Origin of the sequence: Sphingobium yanoikuyae (assembly GCF_034424525.1) — a bacterium.
Lineage (GTDB): Bacteria > Pseudomonadota > Alphaproteobacteria > Sphingomonadales > Sphingomonadaceae > Sphingobium > Sphingobium yanoikuyae.
The window spans coordinates 5052619-5073200 of the sequence record NZ_CP139979.1 but is presented as its reverse complement, the minus strand read 5'-3'; the positions used below and the strand labels follow the sequence as shown (position 1 = coordinate 5073200).

Below are 20582 nucleotides of genomic sequence, written 5' to 3'. Positions count from 1 at the left end.
GTCAGGCCGCCTCGACCCGTGCCAGCCGCCGCTCCAGCAATTCGCTTGCCACGCCATGGCTGCGCGCATTGTCGACGTCGATCGCGACCGCGCCGTCGCTCAGGATCACCGGCGCGATCACCATGCGGAAGCGGCGGGAGAAGCGCGCAAAGGCCTGGCCCAGCGTGCCGATGCCGAAGCGGAAACGGATCAGGTTGAGCAGGCCGAAGGCGCCGATGATGCGCATCGGATGCTTCACGAATTGCCCGCCCGAGCGGAAGGTCTCGGCCGCCGCCAGCGCCTTTGCATCCTTCAGCCAATAGGTGTTGCAGTTGGAAAATTCGTCGTCGGCGAAGCGATAGAATTTGCGTTGCCCCTGCGGATGCGCCGCCAGCACCGACGCGCGCCGGGTGAAGGCGACGGCGGCGTTCGCACCCTGCGCCGCGCAGCCGTCCAGCATTTCGGCCAGGGCATCGGGCGTCAGCAGCACATTATCGGCGGTGGTGATGAGCAACGGGAAGCGGGCGCCATCGGTCGCCGCCAGCACGGAATCAACCAGATTGGGCCGGGCCGGAATCGCGACCAGCCGCCCGGTGTTCCGTAGCCCCCGCAGCTGCGGCAGGGTGTCGAGCACCGCCACATCCTCGATCGCGACGCGGATCTCGCCAATGCGCGGACTGGCCGCCAGCGCCTCGATCACATGGACCAACATCGGCTGGCCGACCACCGGGACCAGGCATTTATGGGTAACGCCCGCCGCCTGCGCGAGCGGATCGGTTGCGCCGTCGCGCTTGCCGGCAAGCACCAGCGCCGTTGCCGTGCCGGGCATCAGGCGGCCTCCAGCACCGGCATTCCGGTCAGCAGGCCATGGCGGGCCAGGCTGTGCGCGACGATGGTTTCGACCAGGCTCTGATGATCGACGCCCATCGACGCGGCAGAGCGCGAGATCGTCTTTTTCGACCAGAGATTGCAGGACAGGTTCACTTCCATGAACAGCAGCTCGCCCGACGCCGGATCGTAGCGATACTCGAACCGGCCATAGTCGAACGGCCAGAGTTCGGGCAGCAGGCGGCGGGTCATATCCTCCAGCCGCGTCCGCAGGTCATGGTCCTCGACCAGGATCAGCGGATCATCGCCCGCATCGATCAAGCCGCGCTTCTCCTCATAGCTGCGTTCGCGATGCGGATCGGCCGGCACATACATCATCGGCGGGAGAATCCAGGGCTGGCCACCGCTGCCGCCGACGACCGGCACGGCCACGTCGAGCAAGGGCGCCCAGGCCTCGACCAGCACGTCATGGCCCAGGCCATGGAGATGATCGGCATGGGCATGGGCCTCCGCCCAGCTGTCGACCATTGCGAGGCCCCAGGAGGCCGAGGACGCGTTGGGCTTCACCACCAGCCGTTCCGCCTGAAATTCCGGGCCGGCCGGCATCGCGCCGCGGCGCAGGATGCGCGCTGGCATGGTCGGCACGCCATGGGCGCGGGCGATCAGCTTGGAGAGATATTTGTCGTCGGACACGCCACGGACGATCGGGCTTGCCCCCAGGAAGGGCACACCGCGCCAGGACAGCAGGAGCGGCGCCAGCATCTCGCTATTCTGGAATCCCCCGCGATTGAGCAGGGTGACGACGAAGTCGACATCGGGCTTGTCGAACAGCGCATCATAGCTGTCGGCGACCGCGACATGGAGGCCGATCGCCTCCAGCGTCGATCGCATCTCATGATGATAGACGGCATGATTGCCATCCACGCTGTCGGCGCCGCCGCCCTTGCAGGCATGCTTGGCCAGGAACAGGAGGCGCAGCCGGGCCTTGTCGGCCGGGGAGATGCGCATGCAACGGTCGATCGGGTTCAGCATGGCGCCGCAATAACGCGCGCCCGTTACGCTGGATTGACGGTGCGATGACGCCGAAGGGACGAAGACGGGTCAGGGCCGTGACGGCTTCATGACCGGGCGATGTCAAACCCGTCGCAGATCAGGACTGGACCATCTGAACCGCCACCGCCTCGGCCACCTTGATGCCGTCGATCGCCGCCGAGAGGATACCCCCGGCATAGCCCGCGCCCTCACCCGCCGGGTAGAGGCCGGCAACGTTGAGGCTCTGAAAATCCTTGCCGCGCGTGATGCGGATCGGCGAGGAGGTGCGGGTTTCCACGCCGGTCATCACCGCATCGGGATCGTCATAGCGGGCGATCTGGCGACCAAAGGCCGGCAGCGCCTCATGGAACGCCTCGATCACATAGTCGGGCAGGCAGAGCGATAGATCGGTCGGCGTGACCCCCGGCTTGTAGGACGGCACGACCGATCCCAGCTGGGTCGAAGGCCGACGCGCGAGGAAGTCGCCGACCGTCTGCCCCGGCGCCCAGTAGGAAGAACCGCCCGCGACATAGGCCAGGCTTTCCCAATGGCGCTGCAGTTCGATTCCGGCCAGCGGCCCCTCGGGAAAATCGCGCGCCGGATCGATGCCGACGACCAGCCCCGAATTGGCGTTGAATTCGGCCCGGCTATACTGGCTCATGCCATTGGTGACGACGCGGCCTTCTTCCGAGGTGGCGGCGACCACCCGGCCACCCGGACACATGCAGAAACTGTAGACGGTGCGGCCATTGGCGCAATGATGGGCGAGGCTATAGGCGGCCGCGCCCAGGTCGGGATGGCCAGCGCAATTGCCATAGCGCGCCTTGTCGACCCAGCTTTGCGGATGCTCGATCCGCACGCCGATCGAGAAGGGCTTGGGTTCGATATGCACGCCCTTGCCGTGCAGCATCGCGAAGGTCGGGCGGGCGCTGTGGCCCACCGCCATCACGACATGGTCGGCCTCGATCACGCTGCCGTCGTGCAGCACCAGCCCGCGCAACTTCTGCGTGCCGTCGCCCTGCCGTTCCAGCACTAGGTCATCGACGCGGTGCTGCCAGCGATATTCGCCGCCCAGCGACTCGATCTGCTTGCGCATCGCTTCGACCATCGAAACCAGGCGGAAAGTGCCGATATGGGGGTGCGCCTCCCACAAGATATCGTCGGGCGCGCCGGCGGCGACAAATTCCTCCAGCACCTTGCGGCCCAGGAAGCGGGGATCCTTGACCCGGCAATAAAGCTTGCCGTCGGAGAAGGTGCCGGCGCCGCCTTCGCCGAACTGGACGTTGGAATCGGGGTTGAGTTCGGCCCGGCGCCACAGGCCCCAGGTGTCCTTGGTCCGCTCGCGCACCACCTTGCCGCGATCGAGGATGATCGGCTTGAATCCCATCTGCGCCAGGATCAGGCCGGCGAACAGGCCGCACGGCCCGGCCCCGATCACCACCGGGCGCTTGCCCTGCCAGCCGTCGGGCACATGGGCGACGAACTTGTAGCTGGTGTCGGGCGTCGGCCGGACATCATGGTCCTTGGCAAAGCGCTCCAGCACCGCGGCCTCGTCGGCCACGTCGATGTCGAGCGTATAGACCAGTTGGATCGCGCTGCGGCGGCGCGCATCATTGCCGCGCCGCACAACGCTGTGGCCAAGCAATTGCTGCGGCTCCAGCCCCAGGCGTTCGCAGATGGCGACGGGCATCGCCTCGGCCGGATGGTCGAGGGGCAATTTCAAACCGGAAAGACGGATCATGGCGCCGCCCATAGTCGCAAATCGCCCGAAATGCTATTCCCCGAGGCCGTGGCACGGCCGATCGCCCTGCGCATCTTCTAACCTTGACGTAAACGTAAAGCCGTCATAGTCTTTGCTCATGAACACGCGCACCAGCATTGCCGGCATCGAGCTTCCCGATGACCGTGACCAGCAGAGCTACAGCATCACCGACCTCAGCGAGGAGTTCGGCGTCACCGCCCGTGCCCTGCGCTTCTATGAGGATGAAGGGCTGATCGCACCGGAGCGCCAGGGTCTGGCCCGCGTCTATTCGCGCCGCGACCGCGCCCGCCTCGCCTGGATCCTGCGCGGCAAGCGCGTGGGCTTCAGCCTCAACGATATTCGCGAGATGATCGACCTCTATGACGCCGACGAGGGGCATGAGGAACAGCGCCGCGTGACGATCGACAAGTGCCGCGCGCGCATCGACCTTCTGACCCGCCAGAAGGACGATATCGATGCCGCCATCGCCGAACTGGCGAGCTTCATCGGAACGATCGAGAAATAAGCCGGAGCCGCATCGTCGGCTCCCCCGCAGCAGAACAAAAACGCCTGGAGAAGATTCATGCCCAGCTACAACGCCCCTGTCCGCGACACCCGCTTCGTGCTCGACCATGTCGTCGGGCTGGAACGCTACGCCAATCTGCCCGGTTTCGAGAATGCGACCCCCGACCTGGTCGAGGCGATCCTGACCGAAGGCGGCAAGATCGCTTCGGAAGTGCTGTTCCCAATCAACGCCGTGGGCGACAAGGAAGGCTGCACCCGTCATGCCGACGGCAGCGTCACCACGCCGACCGGCTTCAAGGCGGCCTATGACCAGTTTGTCGAGGGCGGCTGGACCACGCTGCACGCGCCGACCGAATTTGGCGGCCAGGGCCTGCCCAATGTCGTCGCCACCGCCGTCACCGAATATGTGCTGTCGGCCAACCAGGCGTTCGAAATGTATCATGGCCTGACCGCCGGCGCGATCGCCGCGCTGATCGCCAAGGGCAGCGAGGAGCAGAAGGCCACCTATCTGCCCAACATGGTGTCGGGCGTCTGGACCGGCACGATGAACCTGACCGAGCCGCATTCCGGCACGGACCTCGGCCTCATCAAGACCAAGGCCGTGCCGAACGGCGATGGCAGCTTCGCGATCAGCGGCACCAAGATCTTCATCTCGGCCGGCGAACATGACCTGGCGGAGAATATCATCCACCTCGTCCTCGCCAAGACGCCGGGCGCCCCCGACAGCAGCAAGGGCATCTCGCTGTTCGTCGTGCCCAAGTTCATCGTCAATGAAGACGGCTCGCTGGGCGACCGCAATGCCGTGTCCTGCGGCTCGCTCGAACATAAGATGGGCATCCACGGCAACGCCACCTGCGTCATGAACTATGACGGCGCCAAGGGCTGGCTGGTCGGCGAGGAGAATAAGGGCCTGGCCGCCATGTTCATCATGATGAACGCCGCGCGCCTGGGCGTTGGCCTGCAGGGCCTGGGCCAGGGCGAGATCGCGTTCCAGAACGCCGTCCATTACGCCAAGGACCGTCGCCAGGGCCGCGCACTCACCGGCCCCAAGGAGCCGGAAGAAAAGGCCGACACGCTGTTCGTCCACCCCGATGTCCGCCGCATGCTGATGGAAGGCAAGGCGCTGACCGAAGGCCTGCGCGCGCTGATCCTGTGGGGCGCATTGCAGCATGACCTGTCGCACAGCGCCGCGACCGAGGAAGAGCGCCAGGCGGCCGACGATCTGCTGCAGCTGCTGACCCCGGTGATCAAGGGCTATGGCACCGACAAGGGCTTCGACGTTGCGGTGTCGAGCCAGCAGGTCTTCGGCGGCCATGGCTATATCTGGGAAAATGGTGTCGAGCAGTATGTCCGCGACGCCCGCATCGCCCAGATCTACGAAGGCACCAATGGCGTGCAGGCGATGGACCTGGTCGGCCGCAAGCTGCCGATGAATGGCGGCCGCGCGCTCCAGGCCTTCCTCAAGATCCTGGCCACCGAAATCGCCGAGGCCAAGACCAACGAGAAGCTGGCGAGCTTCGCCGATGCGCTCGAAAAGGCCAAGGGCCAGCTTGAAGCGGCGACCATGTGGCTGATGCAGAACGCGATGAAGAACCCCGACAATGCCGGGGCCGGCGCGCATCATTACATGCACATCCTGGGCATCGTCGCCACCGGCCTGATGTGGCTGCGCATGGCGAAGGCCGCCACCGGCCTGCTCGACGCGGGCGAAGGCGATGCCGGCTTCCTGGAAGCCAAGCTGGTCACCGCGCGCTTCTTTGCCGAGCGCATCATGCCCGACGCCGGTTCGCTCCGTCGCAAGATCGAGGGCGGCGCCGACACGTTGATGGCGCTCGACCCGGACATGTTCCTGGCGGCCTAATCAGGCTTAATCCCGCCCTGCCGCGCCTTCGGGCCGGGAGGGCGGGCATTCGCCGATGCGGCGACCATTGAGCAGATAGCGGCCCTCGGTTTGAAAACGACCGGTGTCGGTGTTGGCGAGCATCACCCCTTCAATCCGCTCTGCCGTCAACTGCGCGCTCAATCGCATATCGATCGTGCCATAACGTGAAGGACAGGAGCGGGTGACACTCAGCCGCCCCTCCTCCACCTCCATGCGCGCCATCATGCAGCCCTGGTGTCCCTCGCGCTCGAAATGATCGTCGACAAATTGCCGCAATGTCTCCGCATCACTGCGGCTGAGGCATAGCTGATAGCGATAGCCCGGTGGCGGCGGCGGCGGCGCCCGTGACGGGCGGGGGCCAGTCGTTGGAAGCCCCCGCGTCTGGCTGAATATCCGCCCCTTCTCGATCTCCCACAGGCCCGGCCTGATCCGGTAGCGCGATCCGGTGACGAGGATGTCCGCATCCCGCTCGGCCGGCGGCAGGCTGATCTGCGGACCGGGCAGCGCGACCGAAGCCACCGGTTGTCGCGCCTGTTCCAGCGCCGCGGGACGAACGAGGACCACATCCTCCGCCTCCATATCCGCATCGACCAGCGCCGCGATCCGGTCGCTGACGCAGGCCTGTGCCTCGCGCCGTCGGCCATGACCATCGGCGACGCACTGGCGCACGAACTCGCACATCGCCTGATCGACCCGATCCTCGCCGCTGCTGCGCGTGATCGTGCAGCGGACAAGATCGCGGCCGCGCACATCATAGTCGATACCGACCTTGCGCAGCTTGGCGGCAGTGACGACGATCGGATCATCCGCATCGGCCGCGACAAGTGACGAGGACAGAAGCATCAATACGCCTATCGCGATCGGTCGCATGTCCCGGCTCTCCTGCTCTATTCTTGACCAAGGATCACCCGATGCGCGCCGCCATGCAAGTCCGAACGAAGGCGCAACGATCCGCTCTGGCCCTGCCCCGTTTTCACCGATAGACAGGGATGATGGACAGCCCGCCGCCGGCACAGGATGTGATCCCCCACCGCCCGGTGCGGACGCTGGGGCTGGCCGCCTGCATCGCGCTCGTCATGGGCAATATGATCGGATCGGGCGTGTTCCTGCTGCCCGCTGCGCTCGCCCCCTTCGGCTGGGATGCGGTTGCCGCCTGGGTCTTCACCATCGCCGGCTCCTTGATCCTCGCCTTCGTGATCGCCCGGCTGACCGTCGCCATGCCCGACGCCAATGCCGCGCAGATGAGCGCGCGCGCCTATGGTCCGTTGGCCGGCTTTGCGATCGGCTGGATCTACTGGCTGTCGATCATCATCACCAATGTCACGATCGCGGTCGCGGCCACCGCCAACCTGTCCAGCCTGCTGCCGGTGCTGAACCGGCCGGGCATGGGCGCGCTCTGCTCGATCGGCTTCATCTGGCTGACCACCGCGATCAACCTGCGCGGCGCCCATGCCGCCGGCACGGCGCAATTGGTGACGACGATCATCAAGGTCGTGCCGATCCTGGTCGTGCTGGTGCTGCTGGCGCTGACGATCGGGCGCGGCACGGCGGAAATCGTGCCCTTCCCAGCCCAGGGCTTTACCGGCAGCGGCATCACCGCCGCCGCCGCGCTGACACTGTGGGCACTGCTCGGTTTTGAATCGGCCTCGGTCGCCGCCGACAAGGTCAAGGATCCCGCCCGCACCGTCCCGCGCGCAACGATGATCGGCACGGCGATCACCGGCCTGCTCTATCTGTTCGTCTGTTCCGGCATCGCCCTCACCTTGCCCGGCGCGGAAAGCCAGACCGGATCGCCCTTCGGCGCCTATGTCACCCATTATTGGTCGGCCGGTCCCGCCAGCCTGATCGCGACCTTCGTCGTCATCAGCTGCCTTGGCGCGCTCAATGGCTGGACCTTGCTGCAAGGCGAAGTGCCGCTGGCGATGGCGCGCGCCGGCGAACTGCCGGCCTGGCTGGCGGGCACGGATGCGCGCGGCACGCCGGTGCGCGGACTGATATTGTCGAGCATCCTTGCCAGCCTGCTGCTGGTCGCCAACAGCCTGCAGGGGCTGGTGGCCTTGTTCACCGCCATGGCGTTGCTCGCGACATCGGCGACCCTGTGGCTCTATGTGGGCTGTGCGCTGGCCGCGCTGCGGCTGCGGATTGCCGTGCCAGCGGCGGCGATTGGCCTCGCCTATGCCTGCTGGACTTTATGGGGTGCGGGCCTCATTCCCAGCGGCGCCAGCTTCCTGCTGATGGCAGGCGGCCTGCCCTTCTACTGGTGGGCGCGGCGCACCAGCGCCACGCCCTGAAGTCCTGTGGGGAGGATCAGTCCCCCCACAATTCCTTGAGCTTGCCGAAGAAGCCGCTCGATTGCGGGCATTCCTCGCCGGTCTCGGTCTCGCGGAAGGCTTCGAGCAGTTCGCGCTGCTTGGCCGTCAGCTTGGTCGGCGTCTCGACATCGACCTGGACGACCAGGTCGCCCTGACCGCGACCGTTCAGCACCGGCATGCCGGCGCCGCGCTGCTTGATCTGCTTGCCCGACTGGATGCCGCTCGGGATCTTGATCTCATGCCGCTGGCCATCGAGGCCCGGCACTTCGATCATCCCGCCCAGCGCCGCCGTCGTGATGCTGACCGGCACGCGACAGAATAGCGTCGTGCCATCCCGTTCGAAGATGCTGTGCCGCTTCACATGCAGGAAGATGTAAAGATCGCCCGCCGGCGCGCCACGCGCGCCGGCCTCGCCTTCGCCCGACAGGCGAATGCGGGTACCTTCGTCAACGCCCGCCGGGATATTGACCGACAGCGTCTTGGGGCGATCGACCCGGCCTTCGCCGCGACAGGATTTGCAGGGGCTTTCGATCACCTGGCCCGCGCCATGGCAGCTGGGGCAGGTCCGCTCGACCACGAAGAAGCCCTGCTGCGCCCGCACCTGGCCATGGCCATGGCAGGTGCCGCAGGTCTTGACCCCGGTGCCCGGCTGGGCGCCCGAACCTTCGCAGCTGTCGCAGGCGGCCGACACCTCGATCTCGATCTCGGTCTTCTTGCCATGATAGGCTTCGTCCAGCGAGATTTCGAGATCATAGCGCAGGTCCGCGCCGCGGCGCTGCTGCTGGCGTCCGCCACCACCGCCGCCAAAGCCGGCCTGGCCAAAGATCGTCTCGAAAATATCGCCAAGGTCGGAGAAACCACCGGCACCGCCGTGGAATCCGCCACCACCGCCGCCCTGTTGCTGCTGCTTGAACGCGGCATGACCGAACCGGTCATAGGCCGCCCGCTTCTGCGGATCCTTCAGGCAGTCATAGGCTTCGGAAACGGCCTTGAACTTGGCCTCGCTGTCGGTGCAGCCCCCGGTCTTGTCCGGGTGATATTTCATCGCCAGCTTGCGATAGGCGCTCTTGATCGCGGCCCCGTCGGCTGTGCGTTCTACTTCGAGCAGTTCGTAATAGTCGATTTCGGTCGTCATCTCGCCCTCGGCGCGCACGGTCCCCGGCCTCGCTCCGAACGGATGCACTGGTCAGAAACCAGCCTGTCCGCCCGAAGCGAAGTCGAGGAGCGTTTCATGGGGCTTACGCCTTGTTGTCGTCCACTTCGGAGAATTCGGCGTCGACGACGCCGTCATCGGCCTTCGGCGCTTCGGCCTCCGGCGAGGCTGCAGCAGCCTGCTCCTTCTCGTAGATCGCCTGGCCCAGCTTCATCGCGACGGTCGCGAGTTCCTGCGCCTTGGCCTTCATGGCTTCGGCGTCGCCACCTTCGATCGCCGACTTGGTTTCGGCAATCGCGGCTTCGATCTCGCCCTTCAGCGAGGCGTCGACCTTGTCGCCATGTTCGGCCAGCTGTGCCTCGGTCGTGTGGACCAGGCTTTCGGCGTTGTTCTTGGCTTCGGCGGCTTCACGACGCTTCTTGTCCTCTTCGGCGAAGCGCTCGGCATCCTTGACCATCTGGTCGATGTCGGAGTCGCTGAGGCCGCCCGAGGCCTGGATGCGGATCTGCTGTTCCTTGCCGGTGCCCTTGTCCTTGGCGGACACGTTGACCAGGCCGTTGGCGTCGATGTCGAAGGTGACTTCGATCTGCGGCACGCCGCGCGGTGCCGGCGGGATGCCGACCAGGTCGAACTGGCCGAGCAGCTTGTTGTCCGCCGCCATTTCACGCTCGCCCTGGAACACGCGGATGGTCACCGCCTGCTGATTGTCGTCGGCGGTCGAATAGACCTGCGACTTCTTGGCAGGGATGGTGGTGTTGCGGTCGATCATGCGGGTGAACACGCCACCCAGCGTCTCGATGCCCAGCGACAGCGGAGTCACGTCGAGCAGCAGCACGTCCTTGACGTCGCCCTGCAGCACGCCGGCCTGAATGGCGGCGCCCATGGCGACGACTTCGTCCGGGTTCACGCCGGTGTGCGGTTCCTTGCCGAAGAATTCCTTCACGGCTTCGCGCACCTTGGGCATGCGGGTCATGCCGCCGACCAGGACGACTTCGCTGATCTCGCTGGCGGTCACGCCGGCGTCTGCCAGAGCCTTCTTGCAGGGCTCCATCGTGCGCTTGATGAGGTCGGCGACCAGACGCTCCAGATCGGCGCGGGTGATCGTCTTCACCAGATGCTTGGGACCATTCTGGTCCGCGGTGATGAAGGGCAGGTTGACTTCGGTCGACTGGGCCGAGGACAGCTCGATCTTCGCCTTTTCAGCGGCTTCCTTCAGACGCTGGAGGGCCAGCTTGTCCTTGGTGAGGTCGATGCTTTCCGCCTTCTTGAAGTCGGCAGCCAGATATTCGACCAGCTTGGCGTCGAAATCCTCGCCGCCCAGGAAGGTGTCGCCGTTGGTCGACTTCACTTCGAACACGCCATCGCCGATCTCCAGGATCGAGATGTCGAAGGTGCCGCCGCCAAGGTCATAGACGGCGATGGTCTTGCCGTCCTGCTTGTCGAGGCCATAGGCGAGCGCGGCCGCAGTCGGCTCGTTGATGATGCGCAGCACTTCGAGACCCGCGATCTGGCCGGCGTCCTTGGTCGCCTGACGCTGGGCGTCGTTGAAGTAGGCGGGAACGGTGATGACCGCCTGCGTCACGGTTTCGCCCAGATAGCTCTCGGCGGTTTCCTTCATCTTCTGCAGGATGAAGGCGCTGATCTGCGACGGGCTATATTCCTCGCCACCGGCCTTGACCCAGGCGTCGCCATTCGGGCCCTTCGCGATGTCATAGGGGACGAGTTCCATGTCCTTCTTGGTCATGGGATCGTCGAAGCGGCGGCCGATCAGGCGCTTCACCGCGAAAATCGTGTTGTCCGGATTGGTGACAGCCTGGCGCTTGGCCGGCTGGCCGATCAGACGTTCGCCATCCTTGGCGAAGGCGACGATCGACGGCGTGGTGCGCGCACCTTCCGCATTCTCGATCACCTTGGGCTTACCGCCGTCCATCACAGCGATACAGCTGTTGGTGGTGCCAAGGTCGATACCGATAACTTTTGCCATTTGTGTCCTCTTTGAACCCCAAAATAAATTCAGCGGTTGACGGCCCCATACCTCACGTAAGCGCCAAGGCAAGGCCGGTTTGCGCAAGGGATATAGGCGCGCTTTCGCTTGGCACAAGGATCAGGCGCGATTAGTCAGGCATTGACCGGAAACGAGACAGTCACGGAGCCCTGATCCATGCGTGCGCCCCTTGCCCTTATCGCCCTCGCCGCGCCGCTGGCCCTTGCCGGCTGTGGCGACCCTGCGCCGAGCTATGTCGACCAGGCCTGGGTCCGGCTGTCACCCAACAAGGATACGCCGTCGGCGGGCTATTTCGTGGCCCATGGCGGCGACGCCGGGGTGCAGTTGCGCGGAGTGATGACCGACTATGCGCTCAAGGTCGAGATGCATGAGAGCGTCGGCAAGGACGGCATGATGTCGATGCAGCCGATCGAGAGCGTCGACGTGCCGGCCAAGGGCACGGTCGCGTTCGCGCCGGGCGGCAAGCATCTGATGATCTGGGGCGTCAACGATACCGCGATCAGCCGGGGCAAGATGCAACTCACCTTCCTGATGTCGAACGGCGACCGGTTGCTGGTCGACGCGGTGATCCGCAAGCCCGACGGCAGCGCACCGACGGCCCCTGCTGCGGGCAATGCGACGGAAGAGCATAAGGCACATTGACCAGCCGTCCGCTGACATTTGAGGAGGCCGCGCTCGCCCGGACGATGTTCGGTGACGCGATCGCCTATGACCGGGTGCGCGTCCACAACCGCAAATGGTGGCCTTTCCAGCCGCGCGCGGTGACCATGGCGCCCGATGGCGACCTGTGGTTTCATCCCGAAGGCGGCCTCTTCTGCGACGATTTCTGCGCCAGCCCGCTCAGCCTGCAGGGCCTGTTCATCCATGAGATGACTCATGTCTGGCAGGCGCAGCGATCGGGCAAATATTGGCTGCCGCTGATGCGACACCCCTTCTGCCGCTATGACTATGCGATCGAGCCGGGCAAGCCGTTCGCCCGATATGGCATCGAGCAGCAGGCCGAAATCGTCCGCCATGCCTTCATCCTGCGCCAGGGTGGCCGGGTGGAAGGCAAGCCGGGGATCGACGTTTATCGGGCGCTGTTGCCTTTTGCCATGACCTGATCGCTCCCCTCATCCCCCATGGCCGCTGCGGCAGCCGTCGGGGACGACGCTGCGGCTGAGCGAGGCGGTGGAGAAGATATCGGCTTCGGGCAGGCTGTGGCTGTAGGTGAGGACCGCGCTGGTCAGCCGCTCCGTCGCGTCATCATTGGCGTCATGGATCGTCGCCGCGATGATCGCGCCGTCGTCGAGCACATCATAGGTGCGCAGATTGCCTTCATCGGCCACCGCGATGCGCGAAACCGGGCCATAGCGACCGCCGGTCTCCCGCCCCAGAAACTCCTTAGCGACCAGCTTGCGGTTGGCATCGACGCCACAAGCGGCGGCCGCGAGTGACGGCGAAGTTGACACTTCACCAGTGCGCACGTCGAGATGCTGCGCCTCCCCGGTCGCGCAATTGGCGACGATCCGGTCGCGCGGGGTTTCGACCCGGTGACGGTCGCCCTGATGATATTCGGCCGCCCATTCCTTGAGCTGCACTTCCTCGCTGGGCGTCACCACATTCCAGGTGCAGACCGCATATGTCGCTTTCGTTGTCCGCGTCAGCGCCAGCACCGCGTCCACATCTTTAGGGGGAGCCGCTGCCGTCAGCAGCAAGGGCAGCAGGATCATCCCCTGACGTCCAACAGGTTTCCGCATCGCCGGCACCTCCTTGATCGATCGGCACCCAAGCTAGAGCCTGATCGCGCGCTGGCAATGGGCAAAGAAAAAGGGCGGACCAGATGGCCCGCCCTCTTCAAATTTCCGGCATGATGCCAGAGGCTTAGTATACGCGCGCCTTCGGCTTGATATACTCGGCCTCGTCGGTCATCGTGTAATCGTGGACCGGACGATAATCGAGCGTCACCTTGCCGCTCGATCCACCCCAGCCTTCGAACCAGCTGATGGTGTGCTTCATCCAGTTTTCGTCGTCGCGGTTCGGGAAATCCTCATGCGCATGGGCGCCGCGCGATTCCTTGCGGGCCTCGGCGCCTTCCATCGTGCAGATGGCCTGGCTCATGAGATTGTCCAGTTCCAGCGTCTCGATCAGGTCGGTGTTCCAGATCAGCGAGCGGTCGGCGATCTTGACGTCCTGCAGGCGCTTGTTGACCGCCTGCATCTTGACGACGCCGTCGGCCAGCAATTCGCTGTCGCGGAACACGGCGGCATGCTTCTGCATGGTGCGCTGCATGTCCATGCGGATGTCCGCCGTCGAGGTGGTGCCGTTGGCGTTGCGATAGTGATCGAGGCGCGACAGCGCCAGATCGGCCGCATTGGCCGGCAGCGGCTTGTGCGGGGTGTTGGGCTTCAGATTGTCCTTGAGGAACAGGCCGGTCGCGCGGCCGAACACGACAAGGTCGATCAGCGAATTGGAGCCCAGGCGGTTCGCGCCATGGACCGACACGCAGGCCGCTTCGCCGACCGCGAACAGGCCCGGCACCACGACTTCCGGATCGTCGCCGACCTTCGTCACCACCTGGCCATGATAGTTACAGGGGATGCCGCCCATATTGTAATGGACCGTCGGGGTCACGGGCAGCGGCTGGCGGGTCAGGTCGACACCGGCAAAGATCTTTCCGCTTTCGGTGATGCCCGGCAGGCGCTCGGCCAGAACCTTGGGATCGATATGGTCGAGGTGCAGGAAGATATGATCCTTGTGCTCGCCGACGCCACGGCCCTCGCGCATTTCCATCGCCATCGAGCGCGACACGACGTCACGCGACGCCAGATCCTTCGCCGACGGGGCATAGCGTTCCATGAAACGCTCGCCTTCGGAATTGGTGAGGTAGCCGCCTTCGCCGCGCGCGCCTTCGGTGATCAGCACGCCCGCGCCATAGATGCCGGTCGGGTGGAACTGGACGAATTCCAGATCCTGCAGCGGCAGGCCGGCGCGTAGCACCATGCCACCGCCGTCGCCGGTGCAGCTATGGGCCGAAGTGGCCGAGAAATAGGCGCGGCCATAGCCACCGGTCGCCAGCACGACGGCATGGCTGCGGAAGCGGTGGATGCTGCCATCTTCCATGCAGATGGCGATGACGCCGCGGCATTCCTTGCCGTTCGGGCCATCTTCCATGATCAGGTCGATGGCGAAATATTCGATGTAGAAGTCGGCGTCATACTTCAGGCTCTGCTGGTAGAGAGCGTGCAGCATGGCGTGGCCGGTACGGTCGGCGGCGGCGCAGGTGCGCTGCACCGGCGGGCCGGCGCCCATATTCTGCATGTGGCCGCCGAACGGACGCTGATAGATGGTGCCGTCCTGGTTGCGGCTGAACGGCACGCCGGCATGTTCCAGCTCGATCACGGCCGCCGGTGCTTCACGCACCATATATTCGATCGCGTCCTGGTCACCCAGCCAGTCCGACCCCTTGACGGTGTCGTACATGTGCCAGGTCCAGTGGTCGGGGCTGTTGTTGCCGAGCGAGGCGGCGATGCCGCCCTGCGCCGCCACGGTGTGGCTGCGGGTCGGGAACAGCTTGGTGATGCAGGCGGTCTTGAGACCCGCCTCGGCGCTGCCCATGGTGGCGCGCAGGCCCGAGCCGCCAGCACCCACGACGACGGTGTCGTAGGTATGGTCGATGATCTTGTAGGCTTCGCTCATTACTTGACGACCCCGATGAAGGCGATCTTGGCGATCGCGAAGACGCCCGCGGCAGCGCCGGCATAGGCATAGAAGTTCAGCAGCAGCATCGAGAAGAAGGCCAGGCCCTTGTCGTGGACATAGTCCTCCAGCATGACCTGCATGCCCAGACGCAGATGCATGAAGATGCTGACGACCATCAGCATCAGCGGCACGGCGACCAGCGGATTGTGGATCCAGTTGACCACGCTCTCATAATCGAGGCCGGGCAGTGCGATCAGGCTGAAGAGCAGCCACAGCACCAGCAGCAGATTGCCGATGGCGGTGTAGCGCTGTGCCAGCCAGTGGTGCGCGCCATGCTTGGCCGAGCCAAGACCGCGGACGCGGCCGATTCCGGTTCCGGTACCCATCAGAATTTCCCCAGGCAGATCGCGGCCCAGAAGGCGGCGGTGGCGATCGTCGACAGCACGAAGGTCAGGATCGACCAGGTCTTGCTGGTCTTGAGATCATAGCCCGCACCCATGTCGAGCACGAAGTGACGCAGACCCGAGAAGAGGTGCTGGAAGAAGAACCAGGACAGGCCCGCCATGACCAGATAGCCAATCGGCGAGGTCGCGCAGGTGACGAAGGTGGCATAGGCTTCCGGGCCGGTCGCGGCGGCCATCAGCCACCAGATGAGGCCAAGAGCACCGGCGGTGGCCAGGCCATTGCCCGTCACGCGGTGAATGATGGAGACGGCCATTGCCGGCCCCCATTTCCAGATCGTCAAATGCGGCGAGAGCGGCCGGCTTGTGGTTCGCGCCATGTCTACCCAGGTCCCTGCTATGTCCTTTGAGTCCGCTCCCCTTAGGAGCGAAGACGCCGAAGGGCAAGCCGCGCGGACCATGTCGATGCGCGCGCCCAAATAAGAAGTGATTAACCAAATGGCGCTATCACCGCCTGGTTCGTCCTGACACCTATTTGGGGTTCTGCAATCCATGACTTCCGCCACCACGCCCAGGAACGCCATCGCCCACATGCTGGCCGAAGTGGACCCCCGCGGTGATCTGGCCCGTGGCATGGCCGAAATCGAGCAGCTGGTTGCCGACGATGCGGTCGTCGCCGCTCGCACCTTCTTTTCCACCTATATGGACAGTTCGGGCCTGCGAAACCGGTTGCAGCCCACGACGCTGGCGAAGATCGAGACCGCCGCGCATGAATATGTCCGCCAGAAGCTGCGCCATTACAGCGCCGGCGACTGGGCGCTGTCCTCCACCGCCTGCGTCCGCCACGCCCGCAAGCACGGCATTTCGGTGCGCGGCGTGCTGCTGCCCGTCGCCGCGGCCAACGAGAAACTGACCGATATCATCTGGGAACGCGCAGCCGACGACGCCACCCGGCGCCGGTTGGTCGACATCATGGCGCAGGTCGGCATGGTCGATGCCGGGCTGATGGCCAATGTGATCGCGATCGACGATGCCGAAAGCCAGCGCAATGCGCGCCAGCAGTTCGGCGTCCTGTTCGAACAGCGCATCATGGGCGAGATCGACGGCGCGTCGCAGCTGGGCGAATCGCTGCGCGAACAGGCCAAGGATGCCTCCGCCGCGACCCGCGGCATGCTGGGCAAGGCGTCGGAAGTCGCCGCAGCCGCCGAACAATCCGCCCTTGCGATGCGCGAGGCTGCCCGCACCTCGGCCGGCCTGATCCGCGCCATCGAGGACGCGCGCACCGAAGTGGAAAGCGCCGCCGAAGTGGCACAGCGCGCCGCGTCGCAATCGGGCGACGCCGTTTCCATGTCGGCCACCCTGTCGGACCATGCCAAGTCGATCGAATCGATCCTGGGCCTGATCCGCGACATTGCCGGCCAGACCAACCTGCTGGCGCTCAACGCCACGATCGAGGCCGCCCGTGCCGGTGACGCCGGTCGCGGCTTTGCCGTGGTGGCGCAGGAAGTGAAGAGCCTGGCCAACCAGACCGCCCGCGCCACCGACGAGATTGCCGGCAAGATCGCCGCCATCCAGGCATCGACCCGCCAGTCGGTGGAGACCAACGAGCGCATCCGCGACACCGTCGGCGAAGTGCAGGCCAGTGCCCAGCGCATTCGCCACGCCATGGACGCCCAGGCCCAGACCGTGACGATGATCACCGCCGCCGTCGATGAAACCGCGCTGGCGGCCGACTCGATGTCGACCACCATTTCGGCGATCCGCCAGGACACCGAAGTGGTCGCATCGGAAATCGACCAGCTGGAACGCGGCTTCATGAGCGTCGAGGGCAAGCTGTCCAGCCTGCGGCATGCCTCCAGCGACTTCGGCCGCCAGGTCGCCTGACCCTTTTCCTGCCGCTGCCGCTGGTCTAAAGGCGGCGGCATGAATGATGTCGCTGCGCCAGCCGCCCAGAGCTGGAAAGTCACCCTGCCCTGCACCCGCGCCGAAGCGGAGGCGCTGGACGGGGACATCGCCGCCTTCGCCCTGATGGAGCATCCGCCGGTGCTGATGACCAGCGAGGCGGAGCCGGACGACGAGAACAAGTGGCAGCTCGACGCCTATTTCGAGGGCAAGCCGAGCCCGGCGGCGATCAAGCTGCTCAAAACCCTGGTGCCCAGCGCATCGGGCATCAAGCCGCAGGTGGAAGCGCTGCCCGACGAGGATTGGGTGACGATGAGCCAGCAGGGGCTGGAGCCCGTCACCGCCGGCCGATTCCATGTGCGCAATGTCGCCAGCGACCCCGAACAGCCCGGCCATGTCAATTTCCTGATCGAGGCGAGTCGCGCCTTTGGCACCGGCCAGCATGAGACCACCGCCGGCTGCCTGGCGATGATCGACCGGATGCGCAGCGTCGGCATGCGCTTCCGCAATGTCGCCGATATCGGCACCGGCACCGGCCTGCTCGCCTTTGCCGCGATGACATTGTGGCCGCGCGCCCATGCGATTGCTTCCGACATCGATCCGGTGGCGGTCGACATCAGCCGCGAGAACGCCGTGGCGAACGGCATTGCCCTGGGCGGGGGCGCCGGCCAGTTGGCGCTCTGCACCGCTGCCGGCGTGGATCATCCCGCGCTGGTCGGGCGCGCGCCCTATGACCTGCTGATCGCCAATATCCTGGCCGGGCCGCTGATCGAACTGGCGCCATCGCTCTGCGCATTGGTGGAGGATGGCGGCACGATCGTGCTCGCCGGCCTGCTCAACGAACAGGCCGATGCGGTGATCGCCGCCTATCGCGCGCAGGGCATGCGCCTCGCCGAACGCAGCGATCGCGGCCATTGGCCGACTTTGCGCCTGCGCAAGCGCCCGCAGATCGGCTGGAAACGCCCCCGCCGCATCAATGCCGCCGCACGTGGCGAAGCCCCCGGCTTCGGCAGCATCTGACTTTTCGACTTATCCACAGGAGACGCTTTCATGGTCCTCACCCGTCAGACGATCATCCATGACGGTCCGGGCGGCCCGTTCGAAAGCGTCGCCGTGGTCGACGATGCCGCCGCCGGCCCGGTGCCGGGCATCCTGCTGGTGCCCAATGTCCTGGGCACCAAGGAAGCCGACTTCCTCTATGCGGAAAAGGTCGCGGCGCTGGGCTATGCGGTGCTGGTCGCCGACGTCTTTGGGCAGGGCAAGCGCACCACCCGCGAGGATCCCGATGCCGGGCGCTACATGAACGAACTCAACGCCGACCGCGCGCTGCTTCGTGACCGGATGCTGAGCGGCCACGCGCTGCTCAAGGATATGCCGGCGGTCGATGCTGCCCGCACGGCCGCGATCGGCTTCTGCTTCGGCGGCAAATGCGTGCTCGACCTGGCCCGCGCGGGCGCCGACATTGCCGGCGGCGTCAGCTTCCACGGCGTCTATGAGGCACCGCCCTTCCCCAACGCCACGATCACCGCGAAGCTGCTGGTCTGCCACGGCTGGGAAGACCCGATCGCGCCGCCCGAGGCGACCGTCGGCCTGGCGAAGGAACTGACCGAGGCGGGCTGCGACTGGCAGATTCATGCCTATGGCCACACCGGCCACGCCTTCACCGACGAGAGCGTCCATATGCCCGAAAAGGGGCTGGCCTATAGCGCCGATGCCGACCGCCGCAGCTTCCGCGCGATGGTGAATTTCCTCGACGAACTGTTCGGCTAAACCGCCAGCAGCTTTTCCACCGCTGCCGCGATCGCGAACAGGCGCTGGTCCTGCCCGGCCCGCGCCATCAGCATCAGACCGACCGGCAGGCCGCCCTCGCGCGGCAGCGGCAGGGAAATGGCGCACAGGTCGAAGCTGTTGCCGAGGCCGGTATTCCGCAGCAGCAGCCGGTTGCGGGCGACAAAGGCGTCAGCATTCGCCACCTCGGCCTGAGTCGGCGCGACGATCGGCGTGGTCGGCAGCACCAATATGTCCAATCCGGCCAGGCGCGCGTCCATCGACCGCACCAGCGCGGCGCGCTCCACCAGCATCTGCTTATGCCGTTCGGGCGTCACGTCGCGACCCGCCTGCATCCGCGCCAGCACGATCGGATCGAAATCCTGCGCGCGGGTCGCGATTCGATCGCGATGGATGGCATAGGCCTCGACCGAGGCGATCGGCACCGGCGACTGAAGCGCCTGCATCGCATCGAATTGCCGGAAAACCTCGTCGCTGAGCGTCATGCCCGCCTGGCCCAGCCGCGCCAGCGCATCGGCGAAACGGGCCGCGACGGTCGCGTCCAGATCGGCCAGCGGCAGGCCCTGGGGAATGCCGGCGCGCAGCCCCTTGAGCGGCGCGAGGTCGAGCCGGCGGGGCGCCTCGCCCGCCAAGATCGCATCGGTGCGGAAACAGGCATCGACGCTGGTCGCGATCGGTCCGATCGAATCGAGCGTGGGCGACAGCGGAAAGGCGCCATCGGTCGGCACCCGCGCCTTGGTCGGCTTGTAGCCGACCACACCGCACAGCGCGGCGGGGATGCGGCAGGAGCCGCCGGTATCGGTGCCGATCGCGATCTCGCACATCTGATCGGCCACCGCGACGCCGCCGCCACTGGTTGATCCACCCGGCACGCGGGCCCGGTCGGCCGGATTGCCCGGCGTGCCATAATGGGGATTCACGCCGACGCCGGAAAAGGCGAATTCGACCATGTTGGTCTTGCCGACGATCACCGCACCGGCCTGCTTCAGCCGGGCAACGACCGGCGCATCGACGGTGGCGGGCGGGGCATCGGCCAGGATCAGCGAACCGGCGCGGGTCGGCTCGCCCGCGACATCGAACAGATCCTTGATGCTGACGATGGCGCCGTCGATCGGCGAGAGCGGCGAAGCGGCGCGGGCATCGGCGGCGTCCGCCGCCGCCCGCGCGCTGTCCGCATAGAGGGTGAGGTAGGTGCGCCTGCCCTCCCCCGCCGGGTCGGCGATGCGCGCGAGCGCTGCTTCCAGACGCTCGCGCGACGGGCGGGATTTGGCAATGGCCGGCGCGCCGACCATGCCGAGCGCCATGGCGCCACCGGCGCCGTGCAGGATCGTCCGTCGCGTCACGCCGCCATGC

General features: G+C 65.9%; 19 protein-coding genes. 8 read left to right on the top strand and 11 right to left on the bottom strand.

The window, feature by feature from the left end; all coding sequences use genetic code 11:
• Position 1 precedes the first annotated feature (1 nt).
• The 3 genes from U0025_RS23690 to U0025_RS23680 all read right to left on the bottom strand — a co-directional run bounded on the left by U0025_RS23690 (position 2) and on the right by U0025_RS23680 (position 3580).
• Complete coding sequence (locus tag U0025_RS23690; protein WP_004210209.1) at positions 2-808, bottom strand: NTP transferase domain-containing protein; 807 nt, start codon at positions 806-808, stop codon at positions 2-4.
• Positions 808-1839, bottom strand: a complete 1032-nt coding sequence (locus U0025_RS23685) for a D-alanine--D-alanine ligase family protein (RefSeq protein ID WP_004210208.1) — start codon at positions 1837-1839, stop codon at positions 808-810. Before U0025_RS23685 ends, U0025_RS23690 begins: the two co-directional genes overlap by 1 nt.
• 118 nt (positions 1840-1957) lie before the next feature.
• Positions 1958-3580 carry an NAD(P)/FAD-dependent oxidoreductase gene (locus tag U0025_RS23680; RefSeq protein WP_004210207.1) on the bottom strand — a complete coding sequence of 541 codons (1623 nt, stop codon included), beginning with the start codon at positions 3578-3580 and terminating at the stop codon, positions 1958-1960.
• A 118-nt stretch (positions 3581-3698) separates the two neighbouring features.
• On the opposite strand from U0025_RS23680, the gene U0025_RS23675 reads away from it, so the two are divergent.
• Both U0025_RS23675 and U0025_RS23670 read left to right on the top strand, forming a co-directional pair.
• Positions 3699-4106 (top strand): MerR family transcriptional regulator, encoded by a 408-nt coding sequence (locus U0025_RS23675; protein ID WP_004210206.1) that lies wholly within the window; start codon positions 3699-3701, stop codon positions 4104-4106.
• A gap of 57 nt (positions 4107-4163) precedes the next feature.
• On the top strand, positions 4164-5966 hold the full coding sequence (locus U0025_RS23670; RefSeq protein ID WP_004210205.1) for an acyl-CoA dehydrogenase C-terminal domain-containing protein: 1803 nt from the start codon (positions 4164-4166) through the stop codon (positions 5964-5966).
• A 6-nt stretch (positions 5967-5972) separates the two neighbouring features.
• Here U0025_RS23670 and U0025_RS23665 read toward each other — a convergent pair whose 3' ends face one another.
• Positions 5973-6857 carry a DUF3617 domain-containing protein gene (locus U0025_RS23665; RefSeq protein ID WP_004210204.1) on the bottom strand — a complete coding sequence of 295 codons (885 nt, stop codon included), beginning with the start codon at positions 6855-6857 and terminating at the stop codon, positions 5973-5975.
• Between the two features lie 122 nt (positions 6858-6979).
• Between U0025_RS23665 and U0025_RS23660 the strand changes: the two genes are divergently transcribed.
• Positions 6980-8278 (top strand): APC family permease, encoded by a 1299-nt coding sequence (locus tag U0025_RS23660; protein ID WP_004210203.1) that lies wholly within the window; start codon positions 6980-6982, stop codon positions 8276-8278.
• A gap of 16 nt (positions 8279-8294) precedes the next feature.
• Here the strand turns inward: U0025_RS23660 and dnaJ are convergent, their stop codons facing one another.
• Entirely contained in the window at positions 8295-9434 is a 1140-nt protein-coding gene (gene dnaJ / locus U0025_RS23655) for a molecular chaperone DnaJ (protein WP_037491988.1), read from the bottom strand.
• A gap of 103 nt (positions 9435-9537) precedes the next feature.
• Entirely contained in the window at positions 9538-11436 is a 1899-nt protein-coding gene (gene dnaK / locus U0025_RS23650) for a molecular chaperone DnaK (protein ID WP_004210200.1), read from the bottom strand.
• A 177-nt stretch (positions 11437-11613) separates the two neighbouring features.
• On the opposite strand from dnaK, the gene U0025_RS23645 reads away from it, so the two are divergent.
• Positions 11614-12099, top strand: a complete 486-nt coding sequence (locus U0025_RS23645) for a copper chaperone PCu(A)C (RefSeq protein WP_004210199.1) — start codon at positions 11614-11616, stop codon at positions 12097-12099.
• A complete protein-coding gene (locus U0025_RS23640) occupies positions 12096-12560 on the top strand; it encodes a hypothetical protein (protein WP_004210198.1) in 465 nt (154 codons plus the stop codon). The genes U0025_RS23645 and U0025_RS23640 overlap by 4 nt, the downstream gene beginning before the upstream one ends.
• Positions 12561-12569: 9 nt before the next feature.
• Here U0025_RS23640 and U0025_RS23635 read toward each other — a convergent pair whose 3' ends face one another.
• The 4 genes from U0025_RS23635 to sdhC form a co-directional block, all read right to left on the bottom strand.
• Positions 12570-13196 carry a hypothetical protein gene (locus tag U0025_RS23635; RefSeq protein WP_004210196.1) on the bottom strand — a complete coding sequence of 209 codons (627 nt, stop codon included), beginning with the start codon at positions 13194-13196 and terminating at the stop codon, positions 12570-12572.
• Positions 13197-13320: 124 nt separating this feature from the next.
• Positions 13321-15135 (bottom strand): succinate dehydrogenase flavoprotein subunit, encoded by a 1815-nt coding sequence (gene sdhA / locus U0025_RS23630; protein ID WP_004210194.1) that lies wholly within the window; start codon positions 15133-15135, stop codon positions 13321-13323.
• Positions 15135-15524 (bottom strand): succinate dehydrogenase, hydrophobic membrane anchor protein, encoded by a 390-nt coding sequence (gene sdhD / locus U0025_RS23625; RefSeq protein WP_004210192.1) that lies wholly within the window; start codon positions 15522-15524, stop codon positions 15135-15137. Before sdhD ends, sdhA begins: the two co-directional genes overlap by 1 nt.
• A complete protein-coding gene (gene sdhC / locus U0025_RS23620) occupies positions 15524-15856 on the bottom strand; it encodes a succinate dehydrogenase, cytochrome b556 subunit (RefSeq protein ID WP_004210189.1) in 333 nt (110 codons plus the stop codon). Before sdhC ends, sdhD begins: the two co-directional genes overlap by 1 nt.
• Positions 15857-16091: 235 nt before the next feature.
• On the opposite strand from sdhC, the gene U0025_RS23615 reads away from it, so the two are divergent.
• Genes U0025_RS23615 through U0025_RS23605 form a run of 3 tightly spaced genes read left to right on the top strand, consistent with a single transcriptional unit; the run spans position 16092 to position 19211 of the window.
• Positions 16092-17423 carry a methyl-accepting chemotaxis protein gene (locus tag U0025_RS23615; protein WP_174320753.1) on the top strand — a complete coding sequence of 444 codons (1332 nt, stop codon included), beginning with the start codon at positions 16092-16094 and terminating at the stop codon, positions 17421-17423.
• A gap of 39 nt (positions 17424-17462) precedes the next feature.
• On the top strand, positions 17463-18461 hold the full coding sequence (locus U0025_RS23610; protein WP_004210185.1) for a 50S ribosomal protein L11 methyltransferase: 999 nt from the start codon (positions 17463-17465) through the stop codon (positions 18459-18461).
• Positions 18462-18491: 30 nt separating this feature from the next.
• A complete protein-coding gene (locus tag U0025_RS23605) occupies positions 18492-19211 on the top strand; it encodes a dienelactone hydrolase family protein (protein ID WP_004210183.1) in 720 nt (239 codons plus the stop codon).
• Here the strand turns inward: U0025_RS23605 and U0025_RS23600 are convergent.
• Positions 19208-20572, bottom strand: a complete 1365-nt coding sequence (locus U0025_RS23600; protein WP_004210181.1) for an amidase — start codon at positions 20570-20572, stop codon at positions 19208-19210. The two genes, U0025_RS23605 and U0025_RS23600, sit on opposite strands and share 4 nt — an antisense overlap.
• Positions 20573-20582 lie beyond the last annotated feature (10 nt).

Excerpts from the sequence above, each read along its gene's own strand:
- sdhD (WP_004210192.1), bottom strand. The coding sequence starts at position 15,524 with ATGGGTACCGGAACCGGAATCGGCCGCGTCCGCGGTCTTGGCTCGGCC.
- U0025_RS23675 (WP_004210206.1), top strand. The coding sequence starts at position 3,699 with ATGAACACGCGCACCAGCATTGCCGGCATCGAGCTTCCCGATGACCGT.
- U0025_RS23665 (WP_004210204.1), bottom strand. The coding sequence starts at position 6,857 with ATGCGACCGATCGCGATAGGCGTATTGATGCTTCTGTCCTCGTCACTT.
- U0025_RS23645 (WP_004210199.1), top strand. The coding sequence starts at position 11,614 with ATGCGTGCGCCCCTTGCCCTTATCGCCCTCGCCGCGCCGCTGGCCCTT.
- U0025_RS23690 (WP_004210209.1), bottom strand. The coding sequence starts at position 808 with ATGCCCGGCACGGCAACGGCGCTGGTGCTTGCCGGCAAGCGCGACGGC.
- dnaJ (WP_037491988.1), bottom strand. The coding sequence starts at position 9,434 with ATGACGACCGAAATCGACTATTACGAACTGCTCGAAGTAGAACGCACA.
- U0025_RS23660 (WP_004210203.1), top strand. The coding sequence starts at position 6,980 with ATGGACAGCCCGCCGCCGGCACAGGATGTGATCCCCCACCGCCCGGTG.
- U0025_RS23615 (WP_174320753.1), top strand. The coding sequence starts at position 16,092 with ATGACTTCCGCCACCACGCCCAGGAACGCCATCGCCCACATGCTGGCC.
- U0025_RS23685 (WP_004210208.1), bottom strand. The coding sequence starts at position 1,839 with ATGCTGAACCCGATCGACCGTTGCATGCGCATCTCCCCGGCCGACAAG.
- U0025_RS23635 (WP_004210196.1), bottom strand. The coding sequence starts at position 13,196 with ATGCGGAAACCTGTTGGACGTCAGGGGATGATCCTGCTGCCCTTGCTG.
- U0025_RS23670 (WP_004210205.1), top strand. The coding sequence starts at position 4,164 with ATGCCCAGCTACAACGCCCCTGTCCGCGACACCCGCTTCGTGCTCGAC.
- U0025_RS23605 (WP_004210183.1), top strand. The coding sequence starts at position 18,492 with ATGGTCCTCACCCGTCAGACGATCATCCATGACGGTCCGGGCGGCCCG.
- dnaK (WP_004210200.1), bottom strand. The coding sequence starts at position 11,436 with ATGGCAAAAGTTATCGGTATCGACCTTGGCACCACCAACAGCTGTATC.
- U0025_RS23680 (WP_004210207.1), bottom strand. The coding sequence starts at position 3,580 with ATGATCCGTCTTTCCGGTTTGAAATTGCCCCTCGACCATCCGGCCGAG.
- U0025_RS23610 (WP_004210185.1), top strand. The coding sequence starts at position 17,463 with ATGAATGATGTCGCTGCGCCAGCCGCCCAGAGCTGGAAAGTCACCCTG.
- sdhC (WP_004210189.1), bottom strand. The coding sequence starts at position 15,856 with ATGGCCGTCTCCATCATTCACCGCGTGACGGGCAATGGCCTGGCCACC.
- sdhA (WP_004210194.1), bottom strand. The coding sequence starts at position 15,135 with ATGAGCGAAGCCTACAAGATCATCGACCATACCTACGACACCGTCGTC.